This is a genomic window from Micromonospora acroterricola, assembly GCF_003172955.1.
GTDB lineage: Bacteria > Actinomycetota > Actinomycetes > Mycobacteriales > Micromonosporaceae > Micromonospora > Micromonospora acroterricola.
The window spans coordinates 1-22239 of the sequence record NZ_QGKR01000241.1; the positions used below are offsets into that span (position 1 = coordinate 1).

Annotated in this window: 20 protein-coding genes; 13 read left to right on the forward strand and 7 right to left on the reverse strand. The window is 72.7% G+C overall.

Annotated features, from left to right (window positions below; all coding sequences use genetic code 11):
• The 3 genes from DKT68_RS21460 to DKT68_RS21470 form a co-directional block, all read right to left on the reverse strand.
• Positions 1-1020: serine/threonine-protein kinase (locus DKT68_RS21460; RefSeq protein ID WP_269089868.1), on the reverse strand; the 1020-nt coding region annotated here is incomplete at its 3' end.
• Between the two features lie 83 nt (positions 1021-1103).
• Positions 1104-2438 (reverse strand): glycosyltransferase family 4 protein, encoded by a 1335-nt coding sequence (locus DKT68_RS21465; RefSeq protein ID WP_109819198.1) that lies wholly within the window; start codon positions 2436-2438, stop codon positions 1104-1106.
• 140 nt (positions 2439-2578) lie between these two features.
• Positions 2579-4522 (reverse strand): amylo-alpha-1,6-glucosidase, encoded by a 1944-nt coding sequence (locus tag DKT68_RS21470; protein ID WP_109819199.1) that lies wholly within the window; start codon positions 4520-4522, stop codon positions 2579-2581.
• 42 nt (positions 4523-4564) lie between these two features.
• Here DKT68_RS21470 and DKT68_RS21475 point away from each other — a divergent pair, with 42 nt between their 5' ends.
• From DKT68_RS21475 to DKT68_RS21495, 5 genes are all read left to right on the forward strand, one after another.
• Entirely contained in the window at positions 4565-7273 is a 2709-nt protein-coding gene (locus tag DKT68_RS21475; protein WP_109819200.1) for an MGH1-like glycoside hydrolase domain-containing protein, read from the forward strand.
• 29 nt (positions 7274-7302) lie between these two features.
• Positions 7303-8727, forward strand: coding sequence for a low temperature requirement protein A (locus DKT68_RS21480; protein WP_146218409.1), 1425 nt, complete (start codon positions 7303-7305; stop codon positions 8725-8727).
• Positions 8728-8854: 127 nt separating this feature from the next.
• Positions 8855-9490: a TetR/AcrR family transcriptional regulator gene (locus DKT68_RS21485; protein ID WP_236647018.1), complete on the forward strand. Its 636-nt coding sequence runs from the start codon at positions 8855-8857 to the stop codon at positions 9488-9490.
• A gap of 41 nt (positions 9491-9531) precedes the next feature.
• The gene (locus tag DKT68_RS21490; protein WP_109819202.1) at positions 9532-10242 is read left to right on the forward strand and encodes an HAD family hydrolase; all 711 of its coding nucleotides are present in this window, start codon (positions 9532-9534) and stop codon (positions 10240-10242) included.
• Positions 10243-10653: 411 nt separating this feature from the next.
• Positions 10654-11445: a L,D-transpeptidase family protein gene (locus tag DKT68_RS21495; RefSeq protein ID WP_109819203.1), complete on the forward strand. Its 792-nt coding sequence runs from the start codon at positions 10654-10656 to the stop codon at positions 11443-11445.
• A gap of 22 nt (positions 11446-11467) precedes the next feature.
• Here DKT68_RS21495 and DKT68_RS21500 read toward each other — a convergent pair whose 3' ends face one another.
• The 3 genes from DKT68_RS21500 to DKT68_RS31540 all read right to left on the reverse strand — a co-directional run bounded on the left by DKT68_RS21500 (position 11468) and on the right by DKT68_RS31540 (position 12603).
• On the reverse strand, positions 11468-11746 hold the full coding sequence (locus DKT68_RS21500; RefSeq protein ID WP_109819204.1) for a hypothetical protein: 279 nt from the start codon (positions 11744-11746) through the stop codon (positions 11468-11470).
• 46 nt (positions 11747-11792) lie between these two features.
• The gene (locus DKT68_RS21505; RefSeq protein ID WP_109819205.1) at positions 11793-12224 is read right to left on the reverse strand and encodes a RusA family crossover junction endodeoxyribonuclease; all 432 of its coding nucleotides are present in this window, start codon (positions 12222-12224) and stop codon (positions 11793-11795) included.
• A 184-nt stretch (positions 12225-12408) separates the two neighbouring features.
• A complete protein-coding gene (locus DKT68_RS31540; RefSeq protein WP_109819206.1) occupies positions 12409-12603 on the reverse strand; it encodes a VOC family protein in 195 nt (64 codons plus the stop codon).
• 180 nt (positions 12604-12783) lie between these two features.
• Between DKT68_RS31540 and DKT68_RS21515 the strand changes: the two genes are divergently transcribed.
• From DKT68_RS21515 to malQ, 5 genes are all read left to right on the forward strand, one after another.
• Positions 12784-14070, forward strand: coding sequence for an ABC transporter substrate-binding protein (locus DKT68_RS21515; protein ID WP_109819207.1), 1287 nt, complete (start codon positions 12784-12786; stop codon positions 14068-14070).
• Complete coding sequence (locus DKT68_RS21520) at positions 14067-15062, forward strand: carbohydrate ABC transporter permease (RefSeq protein ID WP_109819208.1); 996 nt, start codon at positions 14067-14069, stop codon at positions 15060-15062. Before DKT68_RS21515 ends, DKT68_RS21520 begins: the two co-directional genes overlap by 4 nt.
• 1 nt (position 15063) lies before the next feature.
• Positions 15064-15906 (forward strand): carbohydrate ABC transporter permease, encoded by an 843-nt coding sequence (locus DKT68_RS21525; RefSeq protein ID WP_109819209.1) that lies wholly within the window; start codon positions 15064-15066, stop codon positions 15904-15906.
• Between the two features lie 9 nt (positions 15907-15915).
• Positions 15916-17124 carry an ABC transporter ATP-binding protein gene (locus DKT68_RS21530; RefSeq protein WP_109819210.1) on the forward strand — a complete coding sequence of 403 codons (1209 nt, stop codon included), beginning with the start codon at positions 15916-15918 and terminating at the stop codon, positions 17122-17124.
• Between the two features lie 113 nt (positions 17125-17237).
• Positions 17238-19307, forward strand: coding sequence for a 4-alpha-glucanotransferase (gene malQ, locus DKT68_RS21535; protein ID WP_109819211.1), 2070 nt, complete (start codon positions 17238-17240; stop codon positions 19305-19307).
• A gap of 19 nt (positions 19308-19326) precedes the next feature.
• Here the strand turns inward: malQ and DKT68_RS21540 are convergent, their stop codons facing one another.
• Complete coding sequence (locus DKT68_RS21540) at positions 19327-20436, reverse strand: winged helix DNA-binding domain-containing protein (protein ID WP_109819212.1); 1110 nt, start codon at positions 20434-20436, stop codon at positions 19327-19329.
• Between the two features lie 164 nt (positions 20437-20600).
• Between DKT68_RS21540 and DKT68_RS21545 the strand changes: the two genes are divergently transcribed.
• The 3 genes from DKT68_RS21545 to DKT68_RS21555 all read left to right on the forward strand — a co-directional run bounded on the left by DKT68_RS21545 (position 20601) and on the right by DKT68_RS21555 (position 22209).
• Positions 20601-20993: a hypothetical protein gene (locus DKT68_RS21545; RefSeq protein ID WP_109819213.1), complete on the forward strand. Its 393-nt coding sequence runs from the start codon at positions 20601-20603 to the stop codon at positions 20991-20993.
• Positions 20994-21085: 92 nt separating this feature from the next.
• A complete protein-coding gene (locus tag DKT68_RS21550) occupies positions 21086-21844 on the forward strand; it encodes a HipA family kinase (RefSeq protein ID WP_109819219.1) in 759 nt (252 codons plus the stop codon).
• A complete protein-coding gene (locus DKT68_RS21555; protein ID WP_109819214.1) occupies positions 21841-22209 on the forward strand; it encodes a DUF3037 domain-containing protein in 369 nt (122 codons plus the stop codon). The genes DKT68_RS21550 and DKT68_RS21555 overlap by 4 nt, the downstream gene beginning before the upstream one ends.
• Positions 22210-22239 lie beyond the last annotated feature (30 nt).

The window sequence follows — 22239 nt, forward strand, 5'->3', positions numbered from 1 at the left end:
GGGCGACGTCGTCGGCAGCCTGCTCGCCAGGGGCGTCGGCCCGCTCCGCGGCGGTGTCTCCGGCGGGTGAATCACCCCGGGTCCCGCCCGGTCAGCGGGTCGGCCGGGCTCGGGCAGCGGGATGGTCCGGTCCTGATCGGACGGGTCGGTGGACGCGTCGGGCCGGTCGTCCGGGGCGATTGCCCGATCTGCGGCGTCGGGGGACGGGCCGGTGACGCCGGTCGCGGCGCCGGTGAGCAGCCGTCGGGCCGTCTCGTGGTCGAGGCGGTCGCGCGGGTCGCGGCGCAGCAGCCCGGCGAGCACCGGCGCGAGCGGCCCCGCGTGCGGGGCCGGGTCCGGAGGCCCGGCCGCCAGCGCGCTCAGGGTGGCCATCGCGGTGCTGCGGGCGTACGGGGAGCGGCCCTCGACGGCGGTGTGCAGGGTGGCGCCGAGCGACCACAGGTCGGCCGCCGCCGTGGACACCCCCTCGGCGGCGCGCTCCGGGGCGACGTACTGCGGGGAGCCGAGCACCATGCCGGGACGGGTCATGGCGCCGTCGCCGCCGTCGAACGTGGCCAGCCCGAAGTCGGTGAGCATCACCCGCCCGTCGTGCGCCACGAGCACGTTCTGCGGTTTGACGTCGCGGTGCAGCACCCCGGCCGTGTGCGCGGCGTGCAACGCGTCGAGCAGGGCCAGACCGACCCGGGCGGCCTCGGGCGGCGCGAGGGGCCCCTCGGTGTCCAACACGTCCTGCAGGGTGCGGGACGGGACGTACTCCATCACGATCCACGGGCTGCCCTCGACCGGGACGACGTCGTAGAGCCGGACCACGGTGGGGTGGTTGAGCCGGGCCGCGGCGCGCGCTTCCCGGAGGGTGCGCGAGCGCAGCTCGGCCCGCTCGTGGTCGGCCAGCCAACTCGGCGGCACGACCTCCTTGACCGCGACGTCGCGGTGCAACATCTCGTCGTGGGCCCGCCACACCCGGCCCATGCCCCCGCGACCCACCAGGTCGAGCAGCCGGTACCGACCGGCGATCAGCACCCGCCCACGCTCCTCCTCAGCCGCTGTCCGGGCTACACCCTAGCCAGCGGATCGGAAGTCACCTATCGGTCGTCCGCGTCGGGTCAGCAGGCGGCGTGGTCGGCCGCGGCGAGCAGGTTGCCCTCGGGAATGGCGATCCGGGTACGTCCGCCCGCCAGTCGGGCGGCGGCACGGCGGGCCTGGAGCGGGCCGTACTCCCGTCGGGCGGTGCTGTAGGTGGCGGCGGTGCGGGCGGCGATCGTGGCCCAGCCGTACCGCTCGCCGACCATGGTGCGGGCACGGCGGGCCACCCGCCGGGCGAAGACCTCGTCGCCGAGGAGCTGGTCGACGGCGCCGGCGAGCGCGTCGGGGTCGCTGTGCGGGAATGTCACGCCGGTGACACCGGACTCGACGATCTCGGCGAGCCCTCCGGTGCGGGCCACCGCGAGCGGCGCACCGGCGGCCGCCGCCTCCAGCGCCACCATGCCGAACGGCTCGTAAAGGCTGGGCACCACCGTCGCGTCGGTGGCGCCGAGCACCGCCGGCAGTTGGGTGGCGTCGAGGAAACCGGTGAAGCGGACGGTCGGGCAGAGCGCCAGCCGGCGGGCCTCCTCCTCCAGCTCGGCGCGGTACGGGCCGTCGCCTGCGATCACCACGCGGAGCCCGGGGTGCCGCTGGCGCAGTCGGGGCACCGCGTGCACCAGGTGCTGCACGCCCTTCTCGTAGACCAGCCGCCCGGCGTACCCGACCAGCGGGCCGTCCGCGGCGAAGCGGGCGCGGGCCGAGGCGACCGCGCGGGGGCGGGCCCGCCATGCCCGGTCGTCGACGCCGTTGGGCACCACGTCGACCTGCCCGGCCGGCAGGTCGAACAGCGAGGTGACCTGCTCGCGCATGTACCCCGAACAGGTGATGACGCGGGTGGAGGAGCCGCTGAGCCAGTGCTCGACGCCGTGGATGGTGCGGTTCATCTCCTCGGGCAGCCAGCCCTGGTGCCGGCCGGCCTCGGTGGCGTGGATGGTGGTGACCAGGGGCAGGTCCAGGTGGTCGGCGAGGGTGATCGCGGTGTGGGCGACGAGCCAGTCGTGGGCGTGGATGACGTCGTAGGTGCCGGCTTCGGTGGCGCGTAGGGCGGTGCGGGTGAGGGTGTGGTTGAAGGCCATGGTCCAGGCGAGCAGGGAGCTGGTGGCGAGGGGGAAGGTGACGGGGTCTTCGGGGGCGCGCAGGATGCGCACGCCGTCGGCGTACTCCTCGAGGGGTGCGCCGTCGGCGTGGCGGGTGATGACGGTGACGTCGTGGCCGGCGGCGGCGAGGGCGACGGAGAGGGCGTGGACGTGTCGGCCAAGGCCGCCGACGAGCACCGGCGGGTACTCCCAGGAGAGCATCAGTACCCGCAGCTGCCGGGCGGGGTGGATGTCGATCACGTGGGCGTCGGGTGACATTGCGGCCCCCTTTGAGTTGTCCCCGGGCGCGCGCCGACCACACCGGAAACCGGTGCCCGCCGTCGCGTCTGGATCTCCGACCCATCCTGCCGGGGTCGAGATAACCAGCGGAGACACCGCCGTTGCGGTCGTGTAAAGCGCTACTGGCCTCTTCGGCGTACGCGCAGCAGCTCGGCCACCGACCACGCCTGGAACGGGCAGCCGGTCGCGGTGTGCGGCGCGAGGCCATCGGCCGTCTCGCTTACCGAGCCTAGCCCATATTCGGTCAGATGAGCCTCAATACCGACGAATACGTCATCGACCGACATCTTGCCCCGGCGGCAGGCGTCGACGTACGGGCCGAGCAGCCACGGCCACACGGTGCCCTGGTGGTAGCCGCCGTCGCGTTCCGCCGGGCCGCCCCGGTGCCGGCCCACGAACTCCGGCGAGTCGGGGGAGAGGCTGCGCGGCCCGAGCGGGGTGAGCAGCCCGGCCGCGACCCGGCGCAGCGTCGGCTCGTCCGGCTCCAGCGGCGCGAACGGCAGCGACCAGGCCAGCAGCTGGTTGGGGCGCAGCACGTCGTCGTCGTGCAGGGCGGCCCCACCCAGTGGGTACGCCGGCGCGGGCGCGTCCAGCACGTCGTGCAACCAGCCGCCCGGCGCCGGGTAGCGGTCCCGGAACGAGGCGATGGCCTGCCCGTGCCGCCGCCACAGCTCGGCCGCGTCCTGACCGGCCAGCTCGGTCAGCTCGGCGAGCCCGGCCAGCCCGTTGACCCACAGCGCGTTGACCTCGACCGGCTTGCCCGTACGCGGCGTCACCGGCACCCCGTACACCCGGGCATCCATCCAGGTCAGCGCGGTGCCGGGGGCGCCCTGGGCGAGCAGCCCGTCGGCCGGGTCGACGCCGATGCCGTAGCGGGTGCCGGCCACGTGGGCGTCGACGACCGTACGCAGCGCGGGCAGCAGCTCGTCGCCGAGCTCGGTGTCACCGGTGACGGTGACGTGCCGGCTCACCGCGTGCAGGAACCACAGCGTGCCGTCGACGGTGTTGTACTCCACCCGCCCGGTGTCGGCGGTGTTGGCCAGCATCCCCTCGGACAGCGTCGCCGCGTACGACCGCAGCAGCTCCCGACCCTCGTCGGCGCGGCCGGTGCAGAGGAACAGCCCCTCGTACGAGATCATCGTGTCCCGCGACCAGGCGCCGAACCACGGGTAACCGGCCACCACGTCGACCGCCGTGCCGCCGGTCCGCACCACGAACGCGTCCGCGGCCAGCGCGAGCGTCGCGTCCACCCGGTCCGCCGGCCTCGCCGTCTCCACCACCTGCCGGTTGCGCCGCCGGGCCGTCGCCACGATCTCCGCGGCCGGCGGCGGCTCCTCGTCGAGCTGGCCGGCCCAGGCCCGCACCGACACCGTGTCACCGGGGCGCTCCAGCTCGCCCGTGAAGCGACCCGCGTACCAGAGGTCCTCGTCGGGTTGCAGGCCCCGGTTGGCCTCCTCGCGGTGGTGGGCGCCCAGCCACCACTGCCCCTCCGGCGTCCAGCCCGGGCCGGCCAGCCGGTACGCGCCCTCGACCACGGCGCCGTCGGCCACCGCCTCGACCTGCGGCGTCGGGCCGTCGGCCCGCCGTTCGCCGTGCGCGTCGCGCCACGTGCAGGCGGCGGACAGCTCCAGCCGGACCGGCCCGCCGGCCACCAGCCGGTGCACCACCGCCACGCAGGAACGGCCGGGCAGCATGGCCAGCTCCCGCTCGATCACGACCGCGCCGATCCGCCACCGCCACCGGGGCAGCCCGTCGACCAGGTCGAAGCGCTCCAGCAGCTCGAAGCCGCGCGGGTCCACGTCGCCGGAGGACCACTCGTGCGTGCCGAGCCGGACCCGCGCGCCGGACGGCAGGGTGACCGCCGGGTCGAGGCTGACCAGTCCCACCCGACGGGACGCCGGGGTTTCGCCGGGCACCACCAGCAGGCCGTGGTAGCGGCGCGTCCGCAGGCCGGCGACGGTGCCCATCGCGTACCCGCCGACGCCGTCGGGCACCAGCCACTCCCGGCTGGCCGCGCTGGTCAGGTCGCCGCAGACCTGCGGGCCGAACTGAATGTCGATCAACTTTCCTCCACCAGCGGCGGGGTGTAACACGCCACGACGAGAATGGCCGCTGTGGTCAAGTACCGCGGCGGCGTCGAAGATGTGCACGTGATCACTGACCGTTCGTCCTCCGACGCCTCGCCACCCGACGCCGAGCGGCTCCGGCTCGCCCAGGCCGACTCGGGGGAGCAGGAGTGGCGCGCATGGGGTCCCTATCTGTCCGAACGGGCGTGGGGGACGGTACGTGAGGACTACAGCGAGCACGGTACGGCGTGGGACTACTTCCCGCACGACCACGCGCGGTCCAGAGCCTACCGGTGGAACGAGGACGGGATGGCCGGCGTCTGCGACGACCGGCAGACCTTCGCCTTCGCCCTCGCGCTGTGGAACGGCAGGGACCCGATCCTCAAGGAGCGGATGTTCGGCCTCGGCGGCGACGGCGGCAACCACGGCGAGGACGTCAAGGAGTACTGGTGGTACGAGGACTCCACGCCCACCCACTCCTGGATGCGCTGGCGCTACCACTACCCGCAGGCAGCCTTCCCGTACGACGAACTGGTCGCGGTGAACGCGCTGCGCGGCCGGGACGACACCGAGTACGAGCTGGTGGACACCGGGATCTTCGACGACGACCGGTACTGGGCGGTGACCGTCGACTACGCCAAGGCATCCCCGACCGACCTGTGCATGGTGGTGACCGTGGCCAACCGCGGCGACCGGGCGGCCACCCTGCACGTGCTGCCCAGCCTGTGGTTCCGCAACACCTGGGCCTGGGGGCTGCCCGGCGGTGATCGCGTTCCCCGGCTGACCGGCGAGGGCTCCCGGCTGGTGGGCGAGCACCGGGTGCTCGGCCAGTTGCTGCTGGAGGGCGACGGCGACCCGGTGCCGCTGCTCTGTGACAACGACACCAACGCCGAGCGGCTGTGGGGTCTGCCCGGCCGGTCCCCCTACCCGAAGGACGGCATCAACGACCACGTGGTCAACGGCGCCGCCACGGTCAACCCGGCGGGGGAGGGCACCAAGGGCGCGCTGCACTACGTGCTCGACGTACCGGCCGGCGGGCAGCGTCAGATCCGGCTGCGGCTGACCCGTACCGCCCCGCCGCCGGCCGCCGCCCCGCCGCCCCGAGCGGATCTGGGCGACGGCTTCGACGCGGTGGTGTGGGCGCGGCGGGCCGAGGCCAACCGCTTCTTCGCCGGCGTGATCCCGGAGGCCGCCACACCCGACGAGGCGCTGGTGGCCCGACAGGCGATCGCGGGGCTGATGTGGGGGAAGCAGTTCTACCACTTCGACGTCAAACGCTGGCTGGAAGGCGATCCGGGCTCCTCGCCGCCGCCGGCCGGCCGCCGGCACGGGCGCAACAGCGCCTGGTGGCACATGACCAGCTTCGACGTCATCTCCATGCCCGACCCGTGGGAGTACCCGTGGTACGCGGCCTGGGACCTGGCCTTCCACTGCGTGAGCATCGCCCGCGTCGACCCGGGCTTCGCCAAGGACCAGCTGCTGCTCCTGCTGCGCGAGTGGTACCTGCACCCCAACGGGCAGATCCCGGCGTACGAGTGGGCGTTCGGTGACGTGAACCCACCGGTGCACGCGTGGGCGGCGCTGAAGGTGTTCGAGATCGACGGTGGCCGGGACTACGAGTTCCTGGCCCGGGTGATGCACAAGCTGCTGATCAACTTCACCTGGTGGGTCAACCGCAAGGACACCGGCGGCAACAACGTCTTCGAGGGTGGCTTCCTCGGGCTGGACAACGTCGGGCCGTTCGACCGGTCCGCGGCGCTGCCGGTCGCCGGTGTGCTGGAGCAGTCCGACGGCACCGGCTGGATGGGCATGTACGCCCTGAACCTGCTGGACATGGCGATCGTGCTGGCCGAGCACGACCGGACCTGGGTGGACACCGCCACCAAGTTCTTCGAGCACTTCGCGTACATCGCCGCCGCCGCGTACGAGCAGGGCCTGTGGGACGACGAGGACGCCTTCTTCTACGACGTGCTGCGGCTCGCCGACGGCACGAAGGTGCCGTTGAAGGTCCGCTCGGTCGTCGGGCTGCTGCCGCTGGCCGCCACCACCCGGCTGACCGCGAAGACCCTGCACCGGCTGCCGGAGCTGGGCGCACGGCTGCGCTGGTTCCTCACCAACCGCCCCGAGTACGCCGAGGTGATCGGCACCCGCCGGCTGGGCCCGGACGGCCGCCAGCAGCGGCTGCTGTCCATGGTCGGCCCGGAGCAGGTCGTCCGGCTGCTCGCCCGGATGCTGGACCCCGACGAGTTCCTCTCCGACTTCGGCCTGCGGACGCTGTCCCGCGCGCACCTCGACAAGCCGTTCTCGGTGACCCTCGGCGGGCAGGAGTTCTCCGTCGGGTACGAGCCGGCGGAGTCGACCAGCGGGCTCTTCGGCGGCAACTCGAACTGGCGCGGTCCGATCTGGATGCCGACGAACTTCCTGCTGATCAGCGCGCTGCGCGACTACGCGTCGTTCTTCGGCGACGACCTCCAGGTGGAGTACCCGACCCGCTCCGGGGTGAAGCGGACGCTGGACGAGGTCGCCGACGACCTGTCCGCCCGCCTGATCTCACTCTTCACCCAGGACGACTGGGGTCGGCGGCCGATCTACGGCGCGTGCCGGATCTTCCAGACCCACCCGGACTGGCGGGACCTGATCGCCTTCCCGGAGTACTTCCACGGTGACAACGGCGCCGGACTGGGCGCCTGGCACCAGACGGGCTGGACGGCGCTGGTGGCCGACCTGATCCTCACGCTGCGCCGCTGACGGCGGGCGGCGCGGCCGCCGTCAGGATCGTGCTCGATCCACGTTGTAGTGGCATCCCCGACGCCCGGAGGCCACTGGATCCCGGATCGAGCACGATCATGCGAATCGTGACGACGTCACTGGCTGCGGCACGGTCAGCCGCACCGTCGCCATCCACTCGGGCTTACGCGAATCGCCGCTGGTGTGGCGCGGCCAACGATGAAGATGAGGTGATGGGGAAGACGTTCGGCTCGCGGCCGGTGATGACCGCGGAGACGCATCGAACGACCCTGTTCGAGATCTTCTTCGATCTGGTGTTCGTCTTCGCTCTCATCAGGGTCACCTCGTTCATGAGCGCGCGGCCCGCGCCGCTGACCCTGGCGCAGGGACTGCTCGTTCTGCTGCTGTCGTGGATCTCCTGGTTGGTCTACTCCTGGTTGGGAAACTACGTCCGCATCGATGTCGGACTGGTCCGTGCCGGCACCACCGTCGCCATGGCCGCCGTCTTCCTCGCCGCACTTGTCATCCCCGACGTCTGGGAATCCACCCCGAGGGCGTTGGAATCGCGGCTGATCCTGGTGCTGGCCTACATCGTGGTGCGGGTGATCCACCTGGCCCTCTACACCTGGGCGGCCGGGGGTGACCGGCGCCTGCGCAGGACGCTCCGCCTCTACGCCCTCTCCACGGCCCTGTCCTGGATTCCACTCGTGCTCGGCGCCGTGCTCGGCGGCACGGCCCAGATCCTGCTCTGGACCGGAGCGCTCGCCATCGACCTCTCCGGCGGGGTCATCGCCTCCGTGCTGAGCGGGTGGCCGATACGGAGCACCGGCCACTTCACCGAGCGCCACAGCCTCGTGGTGATCATCGCGCTCGGTGAGTCCCTGGTCTCGGTCGGCGCCGGGGTCGGGGCCGAGATGATCCGTCGACCGGTCCTGCTGGCCGCGCTGCTCACGCTCGCCATGACGGTCTGCCTGTACCGCCTGTACTCCGAGAGCGCGGCGACCGCCGGGGAGGCGCTGAGGATGGAGGTTGGCCCTCGACGCGGCCGGCTCGCCGCCAACGCCTACAGCATTGCCCATTTCCCGCTGATCGCCGGGACCATCTACCTGGCGCTGGGGGTCGAGCAGGTGCTCGCCCGCCTGGCACACGATCACCATCACGACACCGCCGAGTTGCGCCTGGACTGGACCCCGGCCGTCGCGCTGTTCGGCGGGGTCGGGCTGTACCTCGCGGGCAGGGCAACCTTTCTCAGCCTCAGCACTCGGTCCGTGACGCCGGGACAGATCCTCGCTCCCGGTGCGGCGCTGCTGTTGATCCCGGCCGGCCGCTTCCTACCCGGCCTGGTTGCTCTCGGCCTGCTGACCGCGTTCCTCGTCGTCCTTGTCAGCTACGAGGCGCTGTACAGACGCAGACGAGGATCCGGGGCCGCCGCGTCCGGCCGCCCGGAGCGGACCAGAGCCCGCGACGGAGGATGACGGTGCCGGTCGGCAACCTCTCCACACCACCCGCCGTTCGAACCGGAGCGGGTTGAGACTGGCCACGCCAGTCGCCAATCTGTCACCGCGCCGCTACCAGCGGTGTTCGCCACCTACGATCGTGGGCGTGTCCGGACCAGCCGAGGGAGCCACCGAAGAGGACCGACGTGACCTCATCGTCACGGTCGCCCGGGAGTTGGCCGAGGTCGAGGGTTGGACGGGGGTGAGCCCTCGCCGGCTGGCCGAGCGGGCCGAGGTCGACGTCGGTGACCTCTACCGGCACTTCGCCGATCAGGAGGCGCTGCTCGCCGCCGTCGCGGTGTGCGCCTTCGCCGACCTGGCCGCCGACCTGGCCGAGGCGCATGCGGAGGCCACCGGCGGTCCGGAACGGGTCTGGCCGGCGGTGGCGAGCGCGTACCTCGACTTCGCGTACGCGAATCCGGAGGTCTACGACGCGATGCTCGCGCTGACCCCCGACCTGGCCCTCGGCGTCGACGGCGTGCCGGCCGCGCCCCGGGGTGTGTTCGCCGAGCTGCGGGCGGCCCTGACCCCGCTGGCCGAGGGGCGTGACCCGGACACCCTGGCCGAGGTGGGCTGGAGCCTGCTGCACGGCATGGTGATGCTGACCCGGGGCGGTCGTCTGCGCCCCGAGGCGCAGGAGGAGCGGGAGACGATGGTCGCGGAGCGGTTGTTGTGGTGGCCCTGCCCGCAGGCAGCCGAGTCGGACGGAAACCCGTTGGGCGCGCCGCGCGACATGCCCTAGGGTCCCGGACCGTCAGGGGCGTTGATCACGAAGGGGGCGGCATGACGGTGGAGCAGGCGGCGCGGCGGCAGGCGCAGGTGCTGATCTTCGACGCGGACGACACGTTGTGGGAGAACAACGTCGTGTTCGAGCGGGTGATCGACGACTTCCTGGCCTGGCTCGACCACCCGACCCTGGACCGGGTGGAACTGCGGGCCGTCCTCGACGACATCGAGCGGGCCAACACCGTGGCGCACGGCTACGGCAGCAAGGTCTTCTTGCGCAGCCTTGCCGACTGCCTGGAGCGGCTGCGTGAGCGCCCGGCCACCGCCGCCGAGCGCCAGGAGATCGACCGGCTCGCGGTGGCGCTGGTCGAGCACCGGGTGGAGTTGATGCCCGGGGTGGCCGACGCGCTCGACGAGCTTGCCGGTCGGCACGACCTGCTGCTGCTGACCAAGGGGGACCAGGTGGAGCAGCAGCGCAAACTGGACGCCTGCGGCCTGCTGCACCACTTCCGGGCGGCGCACATCGTCGCCGAGAAGAACGTCGACACCTACCGGTGGCTGGTCGGGGAGCACGGCTTCGACCCGGCCGGCGCCTGGATGATCGGCAACTCCCCGAGGTCGGACATCCTGCCAGCACGGGCGGCCGGGTTGAACGCGGTGTTCATTCCGAACGAGAACACCTGGGTGCTGGAGGACGACGAGTTGGACCCGACCGACGGGGGAGTGCTGCGGCTGGCCGCCTTCCGTGACCTGCTGCGGCACTTCTGACCACTCCGCGTCCGAACAGCGCCGTCGACCATGGCGCCGTTACGCCGACATGCCGCTTTTTCACCTTGAGATCACTCACGCCACCGGCGGCCGGGCGCGGCTTGTCCGGCCCGTCGCGACCCGCCTAACCTGGGCCGGCGCTCACGGCCCTTCGGGGTGTGCCGGGGGCGCACCGGCGTCCGGCGGGTGGGCACCGCGGAGCTGAGTGCAGGGCGGCCGGCTCCCGTCGACCGCGTGGGCGGCGTGCCACGTCCGCGTGTGACGGGGTGCCGCAGCTGTCCGCTCCCATGCCGGACCGCCGGGGGTCAGGGCCGGGTAGTTGCGGACCCGGTCCTGACCCGGCCACGAATCGACCACCCACTCCGGGCGAGCGGGACATCCGCGAGTCGGGTCGACTGTCAGGATGGCGGCATGAAGCGCAGATCGCTCCTGTTGGGCGCCGCCGCGGGTCTGGCGGCGCCGGCCGTGCTCACCCCGACGGCGCCCGCGCTCGGTGCGGCCAGGGCGGCGGCGCCGGCCCGGGGCACCGCGACGGTTCCCGGGCTCACCCGGCCGACGGTGCCGCACCACAACCTGGCCGCCCGGCTGAAGACCCTGCCGCCACAGGCGAGGCAGGTCATCGTCGTCAGCGGCACCGATCGCGGCATCAGCTACGCCAGCCTCGAGGCGTACGTGCGGGTCAATGACCGGTGGCAGCCCGCCTCGGCGGTGCTCCCCGCCCGGATCGGCTCCAAGGGATTCAGCGACAACCACGTCGAGGGGGTGCCGACGACGCCCACCGGGACGTACGCCATCGGCCCGACCATGTACGGCATCGCCGCCAACCCGGGCGTGCGCTACCCGTACCACCGCCTGGTCAGTGGTGACTGGTGGAACGAGAACCCGACGTCGTCGCGCTACAACTCCTTCCAGCACAGCTCCACCAACCCCGGTGGCAACAGTGAGGCGTTGTGGACGGAGGTGCCCGCCTACACGCACTTCGCGGTGATCACGTACAACATGCCGCCCACGGTGAGCACGCCCGTGCCGTACGCGGGCAGCGGCATCTTCCTGCACGAGTTCAGCACCAGCGGCGGCAATGCCACCGCCGGCTGTGTCGCCCTCGCCCACGGGCACCTCGTCTCCGTGCTGCGGTGGCTGGACCCGGCGCTCTCGCCGCACATCGTGCTTCGCCCCCCGATCACCTCGGGGGGCATCGCCTAGCCGTCGGCAGCCGGCCTCCGGCTCAGGAGACCTCGCCGCCCCGCACGATCGAGACGGCCACCCGGCAGAACTCGTCCATGTCGGGGTTGAAGCCGGCCGCGATGTCGGGATGCAGCCCGGAGCGTGTCTCGTCCAGCAGGCGCTGGCAGACCTGCTCGATCGGCTCGCCGGCGTAGTCGGCGCGGACCCGGTCGGTGGCCGCCTGGAGGGCCGAGGTCAGCTGATCCTCCAGCGGGCCGCGCAGCTTCTGCTGCACGGGGTCGAGCCCGCGCGGGTCGAGCGTGACGTGTGGCTCCGACATGGTGCTCCCTTCGTCGGCGACCGCGGTACCCCACCGCGTCCGTCGGTCAAACCCCGGCCGGTACGGCGGCGACCCGCACCTGGTACGAGAAGTCCTCCGCCGGCTCCTCCTGGTACGACAGCCGGCGGATCTGCCGGTCGTCGTCGTAGAGGGCGACGTCCACCAGGACGCCGAGGTGGGCCAGACCGATGCTGGCCACGCGCTTCTTGTCCTGCAGCACCGCGCAGACGCCGCCGAGCAGGGTGCTGGCGTCGGCCGTACGGTGCCCGGGCGGGCAGCGCAGGACCAGGTCGACCTCGATCGGCCCGGGCAACGGCGTCCAGCCGGTGCGTTGGGCCGCGGCGAGGGCGGCCTGGAGCAGGGTGCGGACCCTCGTCGCCTGCCGGTGCCCGGCGGCGAAGATGGACAACGCTTCGGTCTTGACCGGTGGCAGGCCGCTCACCTCGAACGTCAGGGCGAGAGCGCGGGTGTCCTGCACGACGGCACCTCCTCGTTGGGACGATCCTGCCGAACCGGGGAAGCGGTGGTGGGAGTTCCCGCGATTACCAACCGATCGGACAGGCTGGGGTCGGCCGGAGGCGTGTCGACGTCGGCGGCGAACGCGCTGGCTGTGGCGCTAGGAAGACGCTAGTCGACCGCGCCCGCGCTGGGTAGTCGGTCGCTCACCCGATGGGACGCGGCGCGAAGGTGCGGAATTCGTTGCCCTCCGGGTCGGCCAGCACCCACCGCGTCACCTCGCCGGACGGTTCGCGGACCAGGCGGGCGCCGGCCGCGACCAGCGTCGGCGGCTCCGGGCCGGCCAGCCGTCGCGCGCGCCGGCGCTCCGGTGGATGCGACCGTCGAGTGACCTTGCGCACGCCCGACCGCAACCGACGGCGGCCCCCGGCGTCAGGTTTCGCGACTTCCCAGGTCGGGCAGTGTGAAGGCCACGAAACGCCCGAGGTGGTTGCGCCGCTGGCCCAGCGCCCCGGCCGTCTCGCCGTGCGCCGGGGCACGGTGCCTTCCCCCGGCTGCTGGCCGACAAGAGGGGAGGGGTGATGAGCGACCCTGACGAGGCCCGACGTCGACGGCGACCACGGGCACGCGCGGTGGCGGCAGCCGCGGCGCTGACGCTGGTGGCGCCCATGGCCGCCTGCGGTTCCGGTGACGCTGGTGGCCCACCGACGATCAACCTGTACTACCCGCCCGAGCAGAACCTGCAGAAGGTCGTCGACGACTGCAACGCGCGGGCCCAGGGACGGTACGAGATCACCTACCGGGTGCTGCCCCGGCAGGCCGACGACCAGCGGGTGCAGATGGTGCGTCGGCTCGCCGCCGAGGACAGCGGGATGGACCTGCTCGGTCTGGACGTCACCTGGACCCAGGAGTTCGCCAGCGCCGACTGGATCCGCGAGTGGACCGGCGAGAACAAGGCCGAGGTCGAGCAGGGCACCCTCGCCGGGCCGCTGGAGACCGCCCGCTACGAGGACAAGCTCTACGCCGCGCCGAAGAACACCAACGTCCAGCTGCTCTGGTACCGCAAGGACCTGGTGCCGCAGCCGCCGACGACCTGGGACCAGATGATCTCCGCGGCCCAGCAGCTCAGGGACCAGGGCAAGCCGTACCAGGTGCTCACCATGGGCGCCCAGTACGAGGGTCTGGTCGTCCTCTACAACACCCTGGCCGAGAGCGCCGGCGGAAAGATCCTCAACGACGACGGCACGCAGGCCGTGATGGACGCCGGCACGGTCAAGGCGCTGGAGCAGTTGCAGCGCTTCGCCACGTCGGGCGTGACCTCGCCGTCGTTCAGCAACGCCACCGAGGATCCGGTCCGGCTGGAGTTCCAGTCCGGCGCGGGCGCGTTCCAGGTGAACTGGCCGTTCGTCTATCCCGCGCTGCAGGAGGCGAACCCGGAGCTGGCCAAGCAGGTCGGCTGGGCCCGGATCCCGGGCGTCGACGACAACACCCCCAGCAAGGTCACCATCGGCGGCGTGAACCTGGCGGTCAGCTCGTACTCGAAGCACCCGGAGCTGTCGTTCGAGGCGGCCCGGTGCATCCGCGACGCCGAGCACCAGAAGTTCTCCGCCATCAACGACGGCGTCCCGCCGACGATCGAGGCGGTCTACGACGAGCCGGAGATGGCCGAGGCGTACCCGATGAAGGAGACCATCCTGGAGGAGCTGAAGGAGCCGGCGACCCGCCCGCTGACCCCGGCCTACCAGAGCATCTCCACCGTGATGTCGGCGATCCTGTCGCCGCCGTCGGCGATCCGTCCGCAGCAGACCGCGGACGAGTTGCGCGGGGCCATCGCCGACGCCCTCCAGTCGAAGGGGGTCCTCCCGTGAGCCTGCCAGCCACGCCCACCGGGGCGGACGTGACCGCCGAGGAGACCACCCACTCCACCGGGCGGCACGCCACCGTGCCCACCCAGCGCGCCGGTCGTCGCAAGGCGCCGCTGAGCGAGAACAAGAAGGCCGAACGCAAGCTCGGCTGGCTGCTCTGCGCGCCCGCCGCGCTGGTCATGGTCGCGGTGACCGCGTACCCGATCATCTACTCGGTCTGGCTGTCGCTGCAGCGCTTCGACCTGCGCTTTCCCGACCAGCGTGAGTTCATCGGGCTGGAGAACTACGTCACGGTGCTCAGCAACGAGTTCTGGTGGACCGCGTTCGGGGTGACCATGCTGATCACGGTGGTCACCGTGGCCGTGGAGCTGGTGCTCGGCATGGGGCTGGCGCTGATCATGCACCGCACGCTGGTCGGGCGGGGCATCGTGCGGACCTCGGCGTTGATCCCGTACGGGATCGTCACCGTCGTCGCCGCGTTCTCCTGGCGGTACGCCTGGACGCCCGGCACCGGCTACCTGGCCAACCTGTTCAGCGAGGGCGCGCCGCTGACCGAGCGAGCCAGCTCGCTGGCGATCATCATGCTCGCCGAGATCTGGAAGACCACCCCGTTCATGGCGCTGCTGCTGATGGCCGGGCTCGCGCTGGTCCCGGAGGACCTGCTCAAGGCCGCCTCCACCGACGGCGCGACCGCCTGGCAGCGGTTCACCAAGGTCATGCTGCCGGTGATGAAGCCGGCGATCCTGGTGGCGCTGCTGTTCCGCACCCTGGACGCGTTCCGGGTCTTCGACAACATCTTCGTGCTCACCGCCGGCGGCAACGAGACCTCGTCGGTGTCGATGCTCGCCTACAACAACCTGATCCGGGGTCTGAACCTCGGCATCGGGTCGACGATGTCGGTGTTGATCTTCATTACCGTGGCGATCATCGCCTTCGTCTTCGTGAAGCTGTTCGGCACCGCTGCTCCCGGCAGCGACGACGGGGAGAGGCGCTGACATGGCCACCGGTTCCGAAACCACCACCCGAGCCAGGGTTCGCTGGGGCCTCCTGGACGTCCTGGTGGTCGTCTTCGCGCTCGTCCCGGTGCTGTGGATCGCGTCGCTGTCGTTCAAGACGCCGGCCACCCTCACCGACGGGAAGTTCATCCCCCGGGAGTGGACGCTGGACAACTATCGGACGATCTTCGACACCGACCAGTTCGTCCGGGCGCTGGTCAACTCGATCGGCATCGCGTTGATCGCCACGCTGATCGCGGTGGTGCTCGGCGCGATGGCGGCGTACGCGATCAGCCGGCTGGACTTCCCCGGCAAGCGGCTGCTCGTCGGCGTCTCCCTGTTGATCGCGATGTTCCCGCAGGTGTCGCTGGTGTCGCCGCTGTTCGAGATCGAGCGTCAGCTCGGCCTCTTCGACACGTGGCCCGGGTTGATCCTGCCGTACATCACCTTCGCGCTTCCGTTGGCGATCTACACGCTGTCGGCGTTCTTCAAGCAGATCCCGTGGGACCTGGAGAAGGCGGCGAAGATGGACGGCGCCACCCAGGGTCAGGCGTTCCGGCGGGTCATCGCCCCGCTGGCCGCGCCCGGCCTGTTCACCACGGCGATCCTGGTCTTCATCTTCTGCTGGAACGACTTCCTGTTCGCCATCACGCTGACCTCCACCGAGCGCGCCCGCACGGTGCCGGTCGCCCTGTCGTTCTTCACCGGCGAGTCGCAGTTCGAGGACCCCACCGGGGCGATCTGCGCCGCCGCCGTGGTGATCACCATTCCGATCATCCTGTTCGTTCTCTTCTTCCAGCGCCGCATCGTGTCCGGTCTGACCTCCGGCGCAGTCAAGGGATAGGTGGTAGCAGTGGCTGACATCGTGCTCGACAAGGTGAGCAAGAAGTTCCCGGACGGGACCGTCGCCGTGCAGGACGTCGACCTCGAGATCGCCGACGGCGAGTTCGTCATCCTGGTCGGCCCCTCGGGCTGCGGCAAGTCCACCACCCTCAACATGATCGCGGGGCTGGAGGACATCAGCTCCGGCGAGCTGCGCATCGGCGGCCAGCGGGTCAACGACAAGGCGCCCCGGGACCGGGACATCGCGATGGTGTTCCAGTCGTACGCGCTGTACCCGAACATGACCGTGCGGGAGAACATGGCGTTCCCGCTGCGGCTGGCGAAGCTGGACAAGGAGACCATCAACCAGAAGGTCGACGAGGCGGCGAAGGTGCTGGAGCTGACCCCGCTGCTGGACCGCAAGCCGGCGAACCTCTCCGGCGGCCAGCGCCAGCGGGTGGCGATGGGTCGGGCGATCGTCCGGCAGCCGAAGGCGTTCCTCATGGACGAGCCCCTGTCCAACCTGGACGCCAAGCTGCGGGTGCAGATGCGCACCGTGGTGTCCCGCCTGCAGAAGCAGCTCGGCACCACCACCGTCTACGTCACCCACGACCAGACCGAGGCGATGACCCTCGGAGACCGGGTGGTGATCATGCGCGGCGGTGCGGTGCAGCAGGTCGGCCCGCCGCAGGAGCTCTACGACCACCCGCGCAACCTGTTCGTGGCCGGCTTCATCGGCTCACCGTCGATGAACTTCCTGCACGCGGCCGTGCAGGACGGCAGCCTGCGGACCGCGCTGGGCGACGTGCCGCTCGGCGACCGCGTCCGGCGCGAGCTGGAGGCGGCCGACGCGCCGCGCGAGCTGATCCTCGGCATCCGCCCCGAGCACTTCGAGGACGCCGAGCTGGTCGACGAGGACACCCGCCGCCGGGGCCTGGAGTTCGAGGCGCCGGTGGAGATCGTCGAGTCGATGGGCTCGGACAAGTACGTCTACTTCACCGTCGAGGGGGAGAAGGCCAGCGCCGCCGAGCTGGAGGAGCTGGCCGCCGACGCCGGTGCGGCCGACTTCGGCGGCGCCGGCGCCAACCTGGTTACCCGGCTGTCCGCCGAGTCCGGAGTGGCCGAGGGGCAGTCGCGCCGGGTCTGGTTCAACCTCGAGAAGATCCACCTGTTCGATCCGGGCACCGGCCGCAACCTCACGCTGCACGAGGGTCGGGCGGCCGGCGCGCTCGCCGACTGAGAGCGTCCACCGTGCCGGGGCCGGCGGGTCCGCCCGCCGGCCCCGTCGTGTCCTGCGGCGGGCCCGTGGCCGTGGGAAGGTGGTCGCAGGTCGCGTCGCGAAGCGGGGTACGGATGAATCGACGACTGGCCGCGCTGGCCAACGCGCACGGCGTGTCCACCTGGTACGAGGACTGGCGGCACCGCCGCGTCGAGGTCGCACCGGAGACGGTCATCGGCGTGCTCGGCCTGCTCGGCGTGGATGCCACGAGCCCGACGGCCGTCGCCGACGCGCTCACCGCCGCCCGCGCGGTCGACCGGGCCGCCCTGCCGCCGACGGTGGTGCTCACCCACGGCACCAGCCGGGCCCTGCCCGGCCCCGGCGTGGTGACCCTGGAGGACGGTGGCCGCCGCGCGGTCGACGGCGAGCTTCCGGGGGACCTGCCGCTGGGCTGGCACCGGCTGGCCTGCGCCGACCGGGAGGCGACGCTGGTGGTGGTGCCCCGCCGGCTGCCCGTGCCCCCGCGCACCTGGGGCTGGATGCTGCAGCTCTACGCGCTCACCTCCGAGCGCTCCTGGGGGATGGGAGACCTCGGCGACCTCGCCGAGTTCACCGGCTGGGCCGGTGACACCGGCGCCGGGCTGGTGCTCCTCAACCCGCTGCACGCGGTCGGGCCGGCGCACCCGGTGGCCGCATCGCCGTACTCGCCGGCCAGCCGGCGTTTCGTCAACCCGCTCTACCTGCGGGTCAGCGACATCGCCGCGTACCGGGCGGCGGACCCGGCGACCCGGGCGGTGGTCGACGCGCTGCGCCCCGACCGCGGGGACCTGATCGACTACGACGAGGTGTGGACCGCCAAGCGGCACGCCCTGGAGCTGCTGCACCCGTACGCCGACCCGGTGGACCTGGACGCGGACCCGGCGCTGACCACGTTCGCCACCTGGTGCGCGCTGGCCGAGCGGCACGGCAACGACTGGCGGGCCTGGCCCGCGGAGCTGCACCACCCGGACGCCCCGGCGGTCGCCGAGCAGCGCCGGCAGCTCGCCGGCCGGGTGGCGTTCCACGCCTGGCTGCAACGCCTCTGCGACGAGCAGCTCGACGCCGTGACGGCGGCGGCCCGCGCGGCCGGGATGCCGGTCGGCGTGGTGCACGATCTCGCCGTCGGCATCGACCCGGGCGGCGCGGACGGCTGGCAGCTCGCCGACGTGCTGGCCCAGGGCGTGCGCGTCGGCGCCCCACCGGACGACTTCAACCAGCTCGGGCAGGACTGGGGCCTCGCCGCGTGGCGGCCGGACCGGCTCGCCGAGACCGGCTACGCGGCCTACCGGGACATGCTGCGGCGCACCCTGCGGCACGCCGGCGGCCTGCGGGTCGACCACGTGGCCGGGCTGTGGCGGTTGTGGTGGGTGCCGCCGGGGGCGGGCGCCGCCGAGGGCACCTACGTCCGCTACGACGCCGAGGCGATGCTCGGCATCCTCGCCCTGGAGGCGCACCGCGCCACAGCGGTGGTGGTCGGTGAGGACCTGGGCACCGTCCAGCCGGCGGTCACCCGAGGGCTGCGCGGGCGCAACATGCTCGGCTCGACCGTGCTGTGGTTCGCCCGGGACGACGACGGTGGCTTCATCCCGCCGGCCCGGTGGCCGCGCAACGCGCTGGCCACGATCTCCACCCACGACCTGCCGACCGCGCCCGGCTTCCTGACCGGCGAACACGTCCGGGTGCGTGACGAGCTGAAGCTGCTCGGCACCGACGTGGCGGTGGAGCGGGCCCGGGCCGTCGCGGACCGGGAGCGGCTGCTGGCGATGCTGCGGGACGAGGCGCTGCTGCCCGAGGCGGACGGCCCGAACGACGCGGCCGGCGCGGAGGACGGCGCCGATTCGCGCGGCTCGGCGACACGGGGGTCGGGTGCGACCGGCGGCGAGCCGGCCCGGCCGGAGGACGGCGAGGTGGTGGTGGCCATGCACGCCGCGCTGGCGGCGAGCCCGACGCGGCTGCTCGGCGTCTCCCTCTACGACGTGCTGGGCGAGGTGCGCCAGCCCAACATGCCGGGCACCGTCGACGAGTATCCGAACTGGCGGCTGCCGCTGCCGGCCACCGTGGCGCAGATCCGCGAGGACCCCCGGGTGGCCCGGATCGTCCACCTGCTCAGCGAGGCCCGCCCGCGCACGGCCGATGCGCCGTCGAACCGCCCGGCCGACGACTGACCCCGTTGGCGCGTGCCGGTCAGGCCGGCCATTCGAACCGCGGCGGCAGCCCGAGGTAGTCGGCGTACCGGCTCAGGGCCCGCTCCACGCGGGCCCGTTCGGTGGCACCCAGCGGCGCCAGGGGCTGGATGGTCACCGTGACGGCCGCCCGGCCGGCCCGGCGCTTCCACACGCCCACCACCCGGCCCGCCCGGACCACGGTGGCCTGGAAGATGCCGTTGTTGCCGGGCACGACGGCCGCCTGGTGCGCCGGGTCGAGCATCAGCGTGCGGTCACGGTAGCCGAGCAGGTACTCGTCGAAGCCGGGCAGCACCAGCACGTCGTCCACCGGCGTGCGCGGCGCGTCGAGCAGCGCCGCGTCGACGTGCATCGGCTCGCCGTCGACCCCCACCGCGCTCAGCGCGTCGCCGGCCGCGGCCAGCCCGCGCCGCGCGTCGGTGAGGGTGAGACCGGTCCAGCCGGCGAACTCGCGGGCGGTGACCGGCCCGTGCCCGCGCACGTAGCGGTGGGCGAGCAGGGCCAGCGCCTCGTCCCGGTCCAGCCGGCGCGGCCCGGGGGCCCACTCGTCGAGCAGCGCGAAGGTCTGTTCGGTGCCGACGTTCGGTGCCAGGCAGGTCACCCCGCGCACGCTCGCGTACCAGAGCAGGTGGTAGCCGCGCTGGCCGTCGGTGCCGAGGCCGGCGGCGCGCAGCGCGGCCAGGCACTGCGCCCGGGTGAGCCGCCCGCCGCCGGCCAGCGCGGCGCCGAGCACGTCCACGGCGCGGTCCGCGTCGGTGTCGGTGAGCCCGAGCTGCGCCCGGCGGGTCGCCGCGCCGGCCAGCGAGCGGACGCCGGTCAGCTCCAGCATCCAGCGCGCGTCGGCGGGTGGGACGAGGTGCACGGTGCCCCGCATCGGCCAGGTCCGCAGCGCCTCCCGCCGTTCCAGCGCCGCCTGCACGTCGGCCACGGTCCGCCCGGGCAGCCGGGCGCCCAGCGACCACAGCCCGCTGGCCAGGTCCTGCGCCTGCATCGCGCCGAACCACTCGACCACCTCGGCGACCGTTCCGGGTCGGGCGGTCGGGTGCGGGCGCAGCAGCAGGCTGGTCATCCGCAGCGCCAGCGCCTCGGCCGCGGTGAACTCGACAGGCATGGGCCGCCCCCTTCCGGTTGCCGGCCGCCAGCCTAGGGCCACCCACCGACGCCTCCTCCGGGCGAAACCCCGACCTGCCACCGCCGATCGGGGGCATAACCGCCCGCGTAGTGGGAAGCCGGCCGTCCGGAAGTGCGCGCGCCGCGCGTGCGGAAGGGAGTGTCATGACTGCCGCAAGCGAACCGGCCCGGGGCTCCGGCGTGACCGCCGGGTCACAGACCCACCGGGCGGGCACCAACGCCAAGACCAGCGCGGCCGCCACCTTCGCCCTGGTCTTCGGGGTGTCTGGTCTGATCAGCGTGTTGACCGCGATCCTGGCCTGGCTCGGGCTGGTGCTCGGCATCATCGGGATCATCCTCGGCATCGTCGGGCTGAAGATGAGCCGGCGTCCGGGCGTGACCGGCCGGGGCGTGGCGATCGGCGGACTGGTGCTGAGCATCCTGGCCGTCCTGATCGGCCTGGGCCTGGCCGCGGGTATCAGCACCTTCCTCAACAACGAGGGCGCCGTGGACCGCCTCCAGCAGCAGGTCGACAACTTGCGCGACAGGCTCGACTGACCCACCACCGGCCGCGCTCCGCCGACCGTGGGACGGCCTCGCCGGGACACGTCCTGCGGGGCGCGGCCGGAGATCACAGTAGGGTGGGCGACGTGCTCCGCCAGGTCACCGCTATCCGCTACGTCACCCCGCTGCGCGAGGGCGGCTCGCTGCCCGGCGTGGTGGAGGCCGACGACCTCGGCACGTACGTGGCGAAGTTCCGGGGCGCCGGGCAGGGGCCCAAGGCGCTGGTCGCCGAGGTGATCTGCGGTGAGCTGGCCCGCCGGCTGGAGCTGCGGGTGCCGCCGCTGGTGGTGCTCGACATCGACCCGGTGATCGGGCGTGCCGAGCCCGACCAGGAGGTGCAGGAGCTGCTGCGCAACAGCGGCGGCGCCAACCTGGGCATGGACTTCCTGCCGGGGGCGCTGGGCTTCGACCCGGTCGCGCACCCCGTCGACCCGGTACTGGCCTCACGGGTGCTCTGGTTCGACGCGTTCGTGGAGAACGTGGACCGGAGCTGGCGCAACCCCAACCTGCTGGTCTGGCACCGGGAGCTGTGGCTCATCGACCACGGCGCCTCGCTGTACTTCCACCACAACTGGCCCCGGGCGGCCAGGGCCGTGCACCGGGCCTACCGGGGCGAGGACCACGTCCTGGCCCCGTACGCCTCCCGGCTGGCCGAGGCCGACGCCGAGCTCGCGCCACGCGTCACCCCGGAGCTGCTCACCGAGGTGCTGGCGCTGGTGCCCGACGGGTGGCTGACCGCCGCCGACTTCGACTCGGCCGACGCGGCCCGGGAGGCGTACCTGGGGCACCTGTCGGCCCGGGTCGCCCGCACCGCCGACTGGCTGCCGCAGGGGAGCGCGGCATGAGGCAGCCCTTCGAGTACGCCGTCATCCGGCTGGTGCCGCGCATCGAGCGCGGCGAGCAGATCAATGTCGGGGTGCTGCTCTACTGCCAGCAGCGCGACTTCCTGGCCGCGCGGACGCACCTGGACGCCGACCGGGTCCGCGCGCTGGCGCCCGACGTCGACCTGCCGGCCGTGGCCGCGGTGCTGGCGTCCTGGGACCGGACCTGCGCCGGTGACGGGCCGGCGACCCGGATGCGGCTCGGCGAGCGGTTCCACTGGCTGGCCGCGCCGCGCAGCACGATGATCCAGACCGGGCCGGTGCACACCGGTCTCACCGCCGACCCGGCGGCGGAGCTGGAGCGGCTGATGGCGGCGCTGGTCCGCTGAGCGGGGCGGTGCCCCGGTGGACGGACCCCT